The organism is Ruminococcus sp. (assembly GCF_017650195.1).
Lineage (GTDB): Bacteria > Bacillota > Clostridia > Oscillospirales > Ruminococcaceae > Ruminococcus.
The window spans coordinates 1-13,602 of record NZ_JAGCFH010000192.1 but is presented as its reverse complement, the minus strand read 5'-3'; the positions used below and the strand labels follow the sequence as shown (position 1 = coordinate 13,602).

At 45.1% G+C, this 13,602-nt stretch carries 11 protein-coding genes and 1 pseudogene; 9 read left to right on the top strand and 3 right to left on the bottom strand.

All coding sequences use genetic code 11. The annotated features are described in order from the left end of the window. Together J6U00_RS08965 and J6U00_RS08960 are read left to right on the top strand one after the other, a co-directional pair. Positions 1-273, top strand: a pseudogene (locus J6U00_RS08965) (type I glyceraldehyde-3-phosphate dehydrogenase); the annotation flags it as partial. 150 nt (positions 274-423) lie between these two features. Beyond that, positions 424-1,458, top strand: coding sequence for a hypothetical protein (locus tag J6U00_RS08960; RefSeq protein ID WP_296581146.1), 1,035 nt, complete (start codon positions 424-426; stop codon positions 1,456-1,458). A gap of 117 nt (positions 1,459-1,575) precedes the next feature. Here the strand turns inward: J6U00_RS08960 and J6U00_RS08955 are convergent, their stop codons facing one another. Continuing rightward, positions 1,576-2,181, bottom strand: a complete 606-nt coding sequence (locus J6U00_RS08955) for a dockerin type I domain-containing protein (protein ID WP_296581144.1) — start codon at positions 2,179-2,181, stop codon at positions 1,576-1,578. Positions 2,182-2,608: 427 nt separating this feature from the next. Here J6U00_RS08955 and J6U00_RS08950 point away from each other — a divergent pair, with 427 nt between their 5' ends. The 3 genes from J6U00_RS08950 to J6U00_RS08940 all read left to right on the top strand — a co-directional run bounded on the left by J6U00_RS08950 (position 2,609) and on the right by J6U00_RS08940 (position 5,180). After that, positions 2,609-3,568 carry a type I phosphomannose isomerase catalytic subunit gene (locus J6U00_RS08950; RefSeq protein ID WP_296581143.1) on the top strand — a complete coding sequence of 320 codons (960 nt, stop codon included), beginning with the start codon at positions 2,609-2,611 and terminating at the stop codon, positions 3,566-3,568. 12 nt (positions 3,569-3,580) lie between these two features. Then, positions 3,581-4,534, top strand: coding sequence for an ROK family glucokinase (locus tag J6U00_RS08945; protein ID WP_296581142.1), 954 nt, complete (start codon positions 3,581-3,583; stop codon positions 4,532-4,534). A 244-nt stretch (positions 4,535-4,778) separates the two neighbouring features. Next, positions 4,779-5,180 carry a hypothetical protein gene (locus tag J6U00_RS08940; RefSeq protein WP_296581140.1) on the top strand — a complete coding sequence of 134 codons (402 nt, stop codon included), beginning with the start codon at positions 4,779-4,781 and terminating at the stop codon, positions 5,178-5,180. A gap of 119 nt (positions 5,181-5,299) precedes the next feature. On the opposite strand, the gene J6U00_RS08935 is transcribed toward J6U00_RS08940, so the two are convergent. Beyond that, the gene (locus tag J6U00_RS08935; protein ID WP_296581139.1) at positions 5,300-7,474 is read right to left on the bottom strand and encodes a substrate-binding domain-containing protein; all 2,175 of its coding nucleotides are present in this window, start codon (positions 7,472-7,474) and stop codon (positions 5,300-5,302) included. A 324-nt stretch (positions 7,475-7,798) separates the two neighbouring features. Here J6U00_RS08935 and J6U00_RS08930 point away from each other — a divergent pair, with 324 nt between their 5' ends. The 4 genes from J6U00_RS08930 (at position 7,799) to coaBC (ending at position 13,210) form a co-directional block, all read left to right on the top strand. Further along, positions 7,799-10,066 carry a beta-propeller domain-containing protein gene (locus J6U00_RS08930; protein WP_296581137.1) on the top strand — a complete coding sequence of 756 codons (2,268 nt, stop codon included), beginning with the start codon at positions 7,799-7,801 and terminating at the stop codon, positions 10,064-10,066. Between the two features lie 257 nt (positions 10,067-10,323). Beyond that, positions 10,324-10,842 (top strand): cysteine hydrolase family protein, encoded by a 519-nt coding sequence (locus J6U00_RS08925; RefSeq protein WP_296581135.1) that lies wholly within the window; start codon positions 10,324-10,326, stop codon positions 10,840-10,842. A 180-nt stretch (positions 10,843-11,022) separates the two neighbouring features. Next, positions 11,023-12,003 (top strand): 2-hydroxyacid dehydrogenase, encoded by a 981-nt coding sequence (locus J6U00_RS08920; RefSeq protein ID WP_296581133.1) that lies wholly within the window; start codon positions 11,023-11,025, stop codon positions 12,001-12,003. A 10-nt stretch (positions 12,004-12,013) separates the two neighbouring features. Further along, positions 12,014-13,210 (top strand): bifunctional phosphopantothenoylcysteine decarboxylase/phosphopantothenate--cysteine ligase CoaBC, encoded by a 1,197-nt coding sequence (coaBC, locus tag J6U00_RS08915; protein ID WP_296581147.1) that lies wholly within the window; start codon positions 12,014-12,016, stop codon positions 13,208-13,210. Between the two features lie 191 nt (positions 13,211-13,401). On the opposite strand, the gene J6U00_RS08910 is transcribed toward coaBC, so the two are convergent. Continuing rightward, a partial coding sequence (locus J6U00_RS08910; protein ID WP_296581131.1) for a hypothetical protein occupies positions 13,402-13,602 on the bottom strand: 201 nt, incomplete at its 5' end.

Below are 13,602 nucleotides of genomic sequence, written 5' to 3'. Positions count from 1 at the left end.
GCTGTTGTTAAGGGTGCTAACGTAACTAAGGAAGGCATCAACGCTGCTATGAAGGCTGCTGCTTCAGAGTCATTCGGCTACAACGAGGATCAGATCGTTTCTTCTGACGTTATCGGCATGAGATTCGGTTCACTCTTCGATGCTACACAGACAATGGTATGCAAGATTGCTGATGATCTCTATGAGGTACAGGTAGTTTCTTGGTACGACAACGAGAATTCTTACACATCACAGATGGTAAGAACTATCAAGTACTTTGCAGAGCTCGGCTAATAGCTGATATAAATGCAATATCAAAGGGCGTTCACACGAACGCCCTTTTTTGTATGTCTCACGATTGACATTCCTCCCCACAAACAGTATAATTAAAGTAAATCCAAATTTAGCTATTCAAAATTATGATTTATATAAGGGTGGTTTTATATGCTGAATAAATGGAACAAAGCTGCTGCTAATATGAAAAGTCTGGCGAACAGCTACACGGAAAAGAAGAAACTGCCGCCAACAGAAATACATCAGGAAATATTCATACGCACATTGAAGCTCCTCGGCGAGCACTGCCCCGAGGCTGAGGCGCTGATACGCCCGAATACAGAGATAATGCTGCCATACACCATACGCGCCGACGAGAAAGGCGACCGCGAAAACGGCGCGGGCAGACATTATTACTGCGGCTGCACCTCGAACGGCATTCCAAGGAAACCTGTCGGCGGCTACCTTTTGAACGGCAAGGATCTTTTCGCCAAAAGCGCCAGGACCATGTTCGAGGAGGACTACACTATGGCGCTCACCATGCACTGCGGCGGCTTCATAAAACAGGGAGCCATATATCTCGCCCGTGCCGTACACCTGATGTCAGATATGTGTTGCCTGCCACATGCAGCGAAAATGACTTATTTTTCGTCAAAGCGCAATGTGCATATGTGCTATGAGGAGCTAGCCCGCGCCATGTATCCTGAATTCGTTCCGGAGCAGCACCTCAGGCCCGAGCATCTCCACCGTTTCTCATCAAGGAGCACTTTTTCCACAGCCCTCAACCGCAACACAGAGGCCATATGCCGAGAGATACCTCGGATATTCACTTCACCCGAAAAGGAAATAACCCACCGCCTTTACGATACGGAAGCCGCTGTGGCGGCTCTCCTCTATCGCTTCTATCGTGATACCCTCGTTTCTCCTGCATATGGGCACTATATTGCAGACGGCATGACCTGTCGCCCATTTGCGGATATGCCTGCGCTCACGGTCAGGATAACCGAACGAGGCATGTGCTTCGAATTTAAAGGAACCACGGTAAATACCCGTTTTGGCAGCACCTTCAGGGCAGCCCACAGAATGAACGGACTATTTTCGATATCTCCACTTGGAAATGACAAGGGACTAGTACTCACCCGGAGTAACCGTGGCCTCACAGCATTCGACCCCCGTGATAACCGTCAACTTATCAGCATAAAATAAAAATACTACCCATCTTTGCAAGGCGCACATAGTTATTGACATAAAAAAGTACCCGTGTCCACTAAGGTCACGGGTGCTTTTTTGTCACGGAATTATTACTCAAACAGAAATTATTTTTTAATTAACAGCATTTGCCGCATATATAGCGAGAGCCTTTGAAGCGTCAACAGAATCAACATAGCCGTCGCCGTTTATATCGCCCTTATGGCGGCATACAACCTGCTCGGATGTTGTAATATCAGCTCCTGTACTTACAACAGCATAATAGGAAAGGATATTGCTTGCGTCTACAGCATCTATGTAGCCATCGCCGTTAACGTCACCTTTTTCGATGCTCTCGCTCACTATAGCCGTGTAGCATTGAGGAGCAAAATCTTCAATCTTGCAGTTGGTGAAACTGATAACACGCTGTAAGAACAAAGCACCATCCACTGCGTTTATCCTGCCATCCCTGTTGATATCGCCGTTCTGAGCTATACGCTCTTTTATATCGTCAGTCATGCCAAGATTGATGACATCTGTTACCTTTTCCATAGATACTATAAGGTAGTATCTGAACAGGAAAGCAACATCAAGTGCGTCAATATATCCGTCTTCGTTGAAATCATACTGCTCATAAGATAAATCTGTAACCGGAGCTTCCTTTTCAGCTGCAAAAGCAGCCGCAGGCATCATGCACAGCACCAATGCCAATGATAACAATGCAGATATAACCTTTCTCATAATCATTCCTCCTAAAAAATCTTCTCTAATTTATATACCTCTAAAACGCATCCCAAATTCCTCTGTAATATTATAATACCCTTTTTCACATGACTTTTTCTACTATATTTTATGAACAGAATAATAAGTTTTTGAGCATACTGTACAAAGAGCCTTGCATATAACTCTCAGTATAGGAGTATTTCGCAATTTCTGATTATTGAAAAAATATATTCTAAGGATAAAAAAACTGTTGACTATTTTGCGATTATAGTTTATTATATTATTGTATGACTTTTGGAGAAGATATACACCTACTCCGCGGAGCTCTCTGCAAGTGTATCCGCGAGGCGGTAAAACAAGATAAATGATACTTTGTGTGGTTCTTAGCGCAATAGATGTTCGCAATTGCATATTATACCGCAGTATCAGAAGGAAAGGCAATAAATTGAGACCATTTTTACTAAAAGCACCTGTAAAGGATTATATATGGGGCGGTACGAAGCTCCGCGAGCTCTTCGGCAAAGAAAGCGACGCAGAACGGCTCGCCGAAAGCTGGGAGCTAAGCTGTCACCCTGACGGCGAATGTATTATTGACGGTGGCGAATTTGACGGCATGAAACTCAGCGAATTCGTGGCCATGCACCCGGAGGCAGTGAGCAGTAGCTTCAAAAAGGAGGAAGGCTTCCCTGTACTGGTGAAGCTGATAGACGCAAGAAACGACCTTTCGGTACAGGTACACCCCTGCGACGAATACGCACATAAGTACGAAAACGATAACGGTAAAACCGAGATGTGGTATATCATATCAGCAGAGCCTGGAGCAGAGCTGATATATGGCTTCAAAGAAGAGCTGACAAAGGAGGAATTCCGCAGAGCTGTTGAGGAAAATACTCTCATGGACAAGGTGAACCGTGTTCCCGTTAAGCAGGGCGACGTTTTCTTTATAGAGCCGGGAACTCTTCACGCTATCGGCAAGGGAATACTCATAGCCGAGATACAGCAGAGCTCAAACGTCACCTATCGCGTCTACGACTACGGCAGACTGGGTGCCGATGGAAAGCCTAGACAGCTCCATGTAGAGAAAGCCCTTGAGGTTACGAACACCCGTCCTGCTGACCACCGAAGACCAGTCTACGGTCTCGAGCTTGATGGAGTAGTCACCCAGCTCCTTGCGGACTGCGACTATTTCATAGTAAACCGCCACAGGATAATCAAGGAAGCTGAGCTTGCAGCGGACAACAGCTCCTTTGTTCATGTCCTTATGATAGGCGGAAGCGGTGGAGAACTTATCTCCGACAATTATACACTGCCACTGACAATGGGCACAAGCGTTTTCGTTCCGGCAGGAACAGGCGCATACGCTATAAAAGGAAATTGTGACGTTATAGTCACAACTATTCCATAAGGAGGATATAAAATGAAATATTACGTAGGAATCGACCTGGGCGGTACAAATATCGTTGCAGGCGTAGTTGATGAGGAATACAACATCATCGCAAAGGCAAGCACAAAGACCAACTGTCCCCGTCCCGAAAAGGAGATTGCTGACGATATGGCAAAAATGGCTGTAGAAGCAGTAAGGAATGCCAAGCTCACAATGAATGATATCCAGTGGATAGGTGTAGGTACTCCTGGTATCGCAAACAGTGAAAAGGGCATTATCGAGTACTCCAACAACCTCGGCTTCAATAATACGCCTATGGTAAAATACATACAGGAGACCATTGACAAACCCGTATTCATTGAGAACGACGCCAACGCAGCAGCCTACGGCGAGTTCGTAGCAGGAGCTGCAAAAGGCGCAAGGAACGCGGTATGCATAACTCTCGGAACAGGTGTAGGCGGTGGAATAATCATTGACGGAAAGATATATTCTGGTTCCAACTTTGCCGGTGCAGAGATAGGACATACCGTTATCGAGGTTGACGGAGCCCAGTGCTCCTGCGGCAGAAAGGGCTGCTTCGAGGCTTACTCATCAGCAACGGGACTTATCCGCATGACAAAGGAGGCTATCGCCGAGCATCCCGACTGTATCATGGCAAAGTCAGAAAAGGAAAGGGGCAAGGTAACAGCACGTACCTCCTTTGATTGCATGAGAGCCGGCGACAAGTACGCAAAGGCTGTAGTTGACAAGTACATAAAGTATCTTGCAGCGGGCATCACAAATACTATCAATATATTTCAACCCGACGTGCTTTGTATCGGCGGTGGCGTATGCAACGAGGGTGATCCCCTGCTCCTGCCCATGAAGGAGCTTGTTGCAAAGGAAGTATACACACGCAATTCTCCCAAAAATACCGAAATCGTTATTGCAAAGCTGGGCAACGACGCTGGCATTATCGGCGCAGCCTTCCTTGGCAAAGCTAAGTGATTTAAGCCATTAGCTTATAAGTGACGGTCCGCGATGTCCCTTTAGGCAGATATTATTCGCTTACAGAATACAGTGATAAAAGCCGCAGCAAACCTTGCTGCGGCTTTTTCGTTGACAAATCGGCTCTGTGGATTTATAATAATACTAAGATAATTCAAAAAAAGCAAGGCACAATATGGCTGGTAGCGTACTGTAATGACGGTGAAGCAATGATGATATATGAAAAAGCAAGGGCAAATAATTTATGAATAATGAAAAAAGACTAGAAATAAACAAAAACGGCAGTATTCTTATCTTTGAGGTCGTGAATGAGCTCAACTGGTGCACGGTATCATTCAAGAGTGATTCTTGCACTATAAAGCTCGGTGCAGAAAACGTGGTAATATTATGCAGAAGAATTATTGAAAAGCTTTCGGATATATACAGTAACAAGCCTTTTGTCCTGAACGATAAGGAAATGTATACCATAACTCCACTTTTTGAGGGACACCACACTCTAATATACAATATGCTCGGTGGCGATGAGATACAGCTCTTATACGTCGATGCAAAACTTCAGATATGTCCGCTTTTTTCTCTCACGAAAGAAGAAAAAGCCGCATTTCTGAAAAAAGTTGCAGCTTTCAGCGCAGAATACGACCGTTGATATAAACAACCCCGAAAGCGGGTCAAAATAGCTTTCGGGGATTACTTTTTGTTTATATGTGTATTTCAGCACAGGCGAGCAAAACACGCCCCTAAAACTAATGGCTAACAGCTAACGTCTCATTTAGCCATATTGCGATACTGATTGGGCGTTACACCCACCGTGGCAAGGAACTGTCTAAGGAAGTATTTGCTGTCCACGTAGCCGCACTGCTCCGCTATCTCGTTCATACTCAGTGGAGTTACCATAAGACAGTAGGTTGCCTTTGCCATACGTGCGTTTATGCAATCCTTATGTATGCTTACCCCGAAACACTTCTTGTACACCTCACGAAGATGACCTGCGCTGTAGGGGTAGAGTTTCTGGAGCTTATCCGACTCAAAGCTGTCCTGCGGATTGCTGTAGATATAGCTTCTGATGCTGAGCATATCCTCATAGTGGGGACGCATACGCATCTCCATCTGACCACACTGCCTCTGCGCAAGGATATCCGAGCATTTCCCGATGATACGAGTATAGGACTTATCTGTACACTTCACCGATGCTAACACGAAGGAATCGAGCCCGTACTGCTCTATATATACATTATGCTGGAGCATTATGGAATTCAGTCTGCTTTCAAGGAACTCCGGTTCAGCCTCGCTCTGTATTATGCAGGCAAAGGTATTGTCGTTTATCCTGCCACAGATATCGCTGCTTCCGCAGAACTGCTTCACAGCCTCAGCTGCGTCCATAATAGCTGGTATCTTACCGTTGAGCTCATAAAAGCCAGCGTTGGATATGCCTATCCTCATCATAACGAGGGTGCAGTCGTTACTTGAAACATCAATAGTATGGTAAGCCTTCCTCATGCCAGTCTCGTTGTACATTCCAGTGAGGGTATCTCTCAAGTCTGAGAGGTTCTGACACTGGGTAAGGTACTGTATATCATTCTTCATTCTCAGAAATTCCAGTCCGTTCGATACTGATTTCAGCCAGTTCCTGTAGATATCGTCGTAGGTATCGGGATCGTGGTATTTTAGCACGAGGTAGCCGAATAACCTGTCGTTGAAGAAAAGAGGATTGAAATAGTATATAGCCGGCTCGTAATTTCTTGCAAGCAGGGCTGAGAAGTTGTACTTCTGCATATCAAAGGGCGTCTTATCGTCCCAGTTCACCATGCTTTGACAGGAGAGTATATCGCTGAGCTCAGCGTCCGAGTCATACCAGTTCTTGTAGAGGCAAAGGTAGAAGCTCTGTATGCCTCTTACTTGCCAGTGGAATGTGCCGCATATATCTATGAAATCGTTCAGTGTACGGCACTCCGTCAGCTTCTGGTCAAGAGGATTGAAAAGGTTCCAATTATCATAGTCCTTTTTGGCTCTGGCATTTTTCAATTCTTCAGCAAAGAATTCTCGGTCTGCACCGCAGGTACAACTTGTACCGCATATTATCTCGCCCTGAGGCGGCGCAAAGAGGAAGTCTCTCTCCTTTATGCGGCTGTAGACCATATTAGCCGCGTCCTCACCGATAGTCTCACGGTTCCTCTTATAAGTAGTAAGGAGAGGTGTATGCATGAATCTGTCGCCCACATACTCGTATCCTACTACCGTTACATCCTCTGGCACCCTTATACCAAGCTCGTCGAACTTGTCTATAAGACCGTAAGCCATATAGTCGTTGGCACAAACTATCGCCTGAGGCAGAGTCAGCTCGCCGCTGTGATATCGCTCTGCCAGCTCGGCGCCTGAATTCATCCAATAATTACCATAGTGTACTCTTTTTTCGTCGTACTCTATGCCGTGCTTTTCGAGGGACTTTCTGTATCCGTTCACGCGAAGATTTGAAGCCTCGATAAAGTCATAGCCTGTGATTATGTCAATCTCTCGGAAGCTATGCTTTTCTACAAGATGATCTGTAAGATCCTCTATGTCATTCTCGTCACTGGTATTTATGAACATACACTTCGGCGAACTCAACTCGGTAACATGAGTGCCTACTATTACAACAGGTATGTTTTTCTTTGCCAGCAGATCAGCGACAAGCTTTTTCAGCTCCTCGTTAACGAAAGATTCGGATATAACAATAAGACCGTCAAGCTCATCTGAAAGTATAAGGTCATATATCCTGTTTTCGCAGAAGAGTTCCTTTTCTCTTACATTCGGATTATAGTTATTGGAAAAAACAATAGTATCGATCCCTACGCACTGATCGAACTTTGCGATCCCCTTTATGATCTGACGCTGCTCTATACTGTTCGCCTCCGCAGTAACAACGCCTATGATCATTCTCTTTTTTCTTACCAAAATACCCACTCCTTGGTATATTATATATCTTTTTGGGCAGACAAGCTATATTAAGTCACCATAATTATACATTAATTATTAAGAATTGTCAATGAAGTATTCTGCATTTTTTCCACCAAAAGGGTAATTTTGTGGGTTGCAGGAAGATTCTTTGTAATAATAAACAACGACAATCTTTGCTTTTTGTACAAAACCACTGTTTTTTTCTCCTGTTGCAACAATATCCCCTTCCACAAACACTTATATAGTGAACTCAACTTCAAACGAGACACCCATGAACGCTCTTATAAGAAAGCCCGACCAAGGATCACATTCTATGAAAGGAGAATGTTTATGAATAACGGTGAAAAGCTGACCCCAGAGGAAGTAAAGGCTATGCTCGACAACGAATTATCGAAGAAAAAGAAAAGAAGCATTTCCGTGGCAAAGCGAATCGCGGCAGCGGCTGCAGCATGCACAGTGATAGGAGGAACTGCCGTATATACCCTGAACAGCGAAAGGAACAACAAGAAAACGGTTAATCTGGAAAAAAAGAGCGCCGTGACCACAACTGTCCCCAGTACGGTAGATCCGACTCAGACGGTTAAGGCTGTGAACTATATGAAGGGAGCCTCCGATTATAAGGAGATATACTCTCTGTTCAGCAAGGCTGCGAAAAAAGCCGAGAAGGACAGAAAGAAGAACCATTACGTTTACGATACTCTTGAAGTCGCAGAGGAAGCTGTCAGTGATGACGCTGCCTATTCCGACAGCTCATCAAATGAGATATCAGGCTTGGATACGCCGGGCGGCGCCAATGATGAGATTTTCATACCTGGCACCGAAGAGCCGGAAGAGCCTAAAGAGGATGACCCGGAACATTCCGAGACCTACTATCAGGAACAGGACGTTCTTGAGGCAGATATAGTCAAGACCGACGGAAAGCATATATACTATCTATGCAACACAGAGAACGAGAGCTTTTCCTACTCTCCCGTACTCCGCACAGCCGATGTAAGGAACGGAAAATTCACTGGCAGTGCAACCATTGACCTGAATGACGCCATTGACCGCGCTGACAGCCGCGGCTATATAAACACCGCGGATATGTACATATACAATGACATGATCGCTGTTATATGCAGCAGCTCGTACTTCGGCTCATACTACGGCTATGCCGATGAGGATACCGTAAGGTCCACGCCCTATACATTCGTTGCTTTCTATACAACAGGTGACGATCCGGAGCTTATAGACGTTTACAGGCAGGACGGATATTACAACGATGTAAGGATCTCCCCTGAGGGATATATGCTACTTACCTCACATTTTTACTCATGCAACTTCGAAACTGTTAGTAGCAGCGACGATACAGATCGGTATATCCCATACTGCGGCTTTACGGAGAGCTATGACATGATACCTGCCGAAGATATACTTCTCCCGTCGGAAGGTTTCGGCAGTACAAGCGCCATCTCTTATACTGTTATCGGCAGCATAGACCTCAGTAACGCAGGAGCACCGGTGGAAAAGGACGTAAAGTCCCTTGCAGGCTATACTGGCAGCATTTACTGCTCCGCTGAAAATCTCTATACCGCAGCCGCAGGAGACGAGCTCTCCACTACGGATATAACTCGTATATCCATTACCGGCGGAGATATAATTCCCATGGCAGGAACAACTATAAACGGCTATATAAAGGATCAGTTCTCCATGAGCGAGTACAACGGCTATTTTCGTGCAGCCGCTACCTATAACGAAACAAAAAAAGTCTTCTACAGGTACAATGATAACGGCAATCTGCTGGAAGAGATATGGGACGTCATCACAGACGGCGAGGGAAACGGCTATTACACCTATGAGAATATCAAGACTGATACCCGTGTATACGTGTTCGATATGGAAATGAACATAGTGGGAAGCATCGGCGACCTTGGAATTGACGAGCAGCTCAGATCAGCAAGTTTCCGAGGAGATATGGCTTATGTAGTTACATTCCGTCAGACTGACCCTCTTTACGCGGTAGACCTCAGTAATCCATATGAGCCCGTTCTCCTTGACGACCTCAAGATAAACGGTTTCAGCACATATATGCAACATTGGGATGACAGTCACCTTCTCGGCTTCGGACAGGACGCCGACGAGAACGGCAGGATAACAGGAGTAAAAATGACTATGTTTAACAACTTCGATCCCAGCGATCTGAAAGCAGAGGCAGTATTCACATGGAACGACTCCCCAAACAACTACATATATGACGCAGACGCAGAAGTACATACCGAGGAATGGTACTACTCTGCCGCCGTATACGATAGGAAGGAACTACTCATAGCTCCGGAAAAGAATCTTATCGGCGTTCCCATAAACTACAACAGATATTCATACTATTCTGACAGCGGCAAGCAGTCAGACAGCATCTACAGGACGCAGTATGTATTTTTCGGCTACGAAAACGGAGAATTCGTGCAGAAGGGCGATATAAGCATGGAATTCGGCGACTATATATATAACGACTTTAACCGCGCTATATATATAGGAGACTATGTTTACGTGCTCTCACCAGAAAGATTCGTGGCAGCAGATATTGTAAATATCACTGTCTCTGACGAGCTCAATTTCTGATATCCGAAGCATTATACCATGGCAGGCAGCCATATAGAAGCTAAACGCTTCATTATGACTACCTGCCTTTCTGCTTGTACAGGGGACAGGCTTATTGCCAACACCTTACATTTTTATATGCCCGAAAACGTAATATTTCGTGATTATTACCACTATGCAACTGATTGACACAGGCTCTCCAATATGTTATACTATTAAAAAGTTGTTTTTACATTTAATGTAAAAACGGAAGCTATTGCACTTAGGGAGATATGATTATGAAAGAAGCATTACTTGTTATCGACGTCCAGAACGATTATTTCGAGGGCGGAGCTTGTCCACTCCATGAACCGAAAAAAGCTGAGGAACGCATTATCAGGCTTATTGCCGAAAGCCGGAAAACAGGACGCCCGGTCATTTACATAAAGCACATAAACTCCGACGACGAGGCTCTCTTCAACGAGGGTACCTACGGCTGTGAGATTTCGGAGCGTATCGCTCCTCTGCCGGACGATATCGTCATAAACAAGTACTGCCCAAACAGTTTTCTCGGCACAGAGCTGAACGACTGTCTGCGTAGCCTCGACGTTGAAAAGCTCATAGTATGTGGTATGATGACTCACCTCTGCATAGACACAACTGTACGCGCCGCAATGGATCACGGCTATGAAGTTGCTCTTGTTGCCGATGCCTGCGCTACAAAGGATCTCGAACTCAACGGGGAGACTATCCCTGCGGAAACTGTACAGAAGACCTATATAGCTTCCCTTTCGGGAGTATTCGCAGAGATAATCTGAGAGCTTCCATACAATAATAAACGTATATAAGGCTCTAAGATGAACTCTTAGAGCTTCATATTTAATAAAACGGGAATGTAACTTTTTGTTAGTCGAGGGCAGGCAGACGTTTGTGTAATTGCCACGAACCACACAAAATGTTATTTATCAATAATGACCTATAACAGGAGGGTGAATACAATGAAAGTCGCTTTTTTCGACACAAAGCCTTATGATACTCCTTCATTCGAGAAGTTCGGAAAGAACAACAACATAAAGTTCAAGTTCTACGAGACAAAGCTCAACGAGGATACCGCAGAGCTAGCAAAGGGCTGCGAGGCTGTCTGCGTTTTCGTTAACGATACAGTCAACGCTGCCGTTATCGATAAGCTCTGCGCTCTCGGAGTAAAGGTGCTCGCGCTACGATGCGCCGGCTATAACAATGTGGATATAAAGTACGCAAAGGATAAGATAAAAGTAGTCAGCGTTCCTGCTTACTCACCTTATGCTGTCGCAGAACACGCCACAGCCCTGCTGCTGACGTCTATACGCCGCGTACACAAGGCTTATATCCGTACAAGAGACCATAACTTCTCCCTGAACGGACTTACAGGTTTTGATCTTCACGGAAAAACTGTCGGTGTTGTTGGAACAGGTAAGATAGGTCGTATATTCATAAATATTTGTCGCGGCTTCGGCATGAACGTTATCGCTTACGATAAGTTTCCTGCCAAGGAAAGTGATATTGAATATGTAGAGCTGGACGAACTTTTCAGCCGCAGCGATATCATCTCATTCCACTGCCCTCTCACAGATGAGACCTACCACATGATAGACAGCAAATCGATAGATAAGCTGAAAAAAGGCGTTGTTATTATCAATACTTCAAGAGGAGCTCTCATAGACGCAGAGGCTCTCCTTGAAGGTATAAAGGCGCGAAAGATAGGTGCTGCCTGCCTCGATGTATATGAGGAGGAAGCAGACGTTTTCTTCCAGGACTTCTCGGGTCATATCATTGCCGATGACACCCTTGCAAGACTTATCTCCATGCCTAACGTAATAGTTACTTCACATCAGGCTTTCCTCACGGAAGAGGCTCTCAGCAATATCGCCGAGACTACGGTGAATAATATTATCGCCTGCCACAAGGGCGAGGAATGCCCCAATGAACTACATATATGAGGTGACGAAAATGCTTACAGGAAAAACCGTACTTCTCGGAGTGACAGGCTCTATCGCCGTATACAAGATATGCAACCTTGCACGAATGCTCACAAAACTGGGAGCTGATGTACACGTTGCCATGACTCCAAATTCGCTGAACTTCGTTCATCCGCTAACTTTTGAGACCCTTACTCAGCACAAGTGCCTAATAGATACCTTTGACCGCAATTTTGAGTACAGCGTAGAGCACGTTTCCATTGCGAAAAAAGCTGATGTGGTAATGATAGCTCCGGCTTCCGCAAATGTCATTGGCAAAATAGCAAACGGCATTGCTGATGATATGCTGACTACTACCGTCATGGCTTGTACCTGCCAAAAGATAATAGCTCCAGCTATGAACCATAATATGTTCCACAACCCTATCGTTCAAGACAATATCGAAAAGCTGAGAAAGTTCGGATATGAAATAGTGGAGCCTGTCTGCGGTATGCTTGCTAACCGCGATATCGGAGACGGAAAGCTCCCCGATGAGGAGACTCTCCTTGAGTACATCGTCCGCGAAGCTGCCTTTGAAAAGGATCTTGCAGGAAAAAAGGTGCTCGTTACCGCAGGCGCTACCCGTGAGAGCATTGACCCGGTCCGCTTCATATCAAACCACTCCAGCGGAAAAATGGGCTATGCCCTTGCAAGAGCAGCTATGCTGAGAGGCGCTGATGTTACCGTAATTGCAGCACATACCGATGTTGAGCCGCCTATGTTCATAAATGTAGTTCCCGTAAAATCTGCTGAGGATATGTTCAACGCGGTAAAGGAGCGTCTTGCAGATACGGATATAGTTATCAAAGCAGCAGCAGTTGCAGATTATACTCCCGTTACAACCGCCGACAGCAAGATAAAGAAGTCCGACGGAGATATGAGCATCCCCCTTAAGCGTACAACTGATATTCTAAAATACATCGGCGAAAACCGCCGCGAAGGACAGACAGTCTGTGGCTTCTCTATGGAGACGGACAATGTTATCGAGAACTCACGGGTCAAGCTTGCCAAGAAAAACTGTGACATGATATGCGCTAACTCCCTCAGGAGTGCCGGTGCGGGATTCGGTACCGATACAAACATCATCACAATGATAACCAAAGATGATACTGAGGAAATGGAGCTCATGTCCAAATTCGACGCGGCTAACGTTATCCTTTCAAAGTTGCTGGTTTTAAGCAGTAAGTAAAGCCAGATTGTGTGTTACAGTTAAAAGCTCCTCATATTATAAGGGCGAGAAAGGCATGAAATTCAATGTTAAATCATTGAATATTGAAAAACAATTTTCAGTTTCTCCGTTATGCACGCATATAAACATTTGTTTTGAGAACATATAATAAAAAAGACCTCCGTATGTGAATGGAGGTCTTTTTTATTACTTTATGATGCCTTTGATGCAAGCTCTTCCATCAGCTTCATCATTTCATTGAACTGTTCCTCTGTCATATAGTCCTTGTAGTCTTCATACTTGTACTCGCTCGGGTCAAAGGTCCACTCGTAGTCCTCATCATCCCACTCGTAGTCCTCGTCATCCCAGTCAAAATCTTCATCGTCCCAGTCAAAATCTTCATCGTCCCAGTC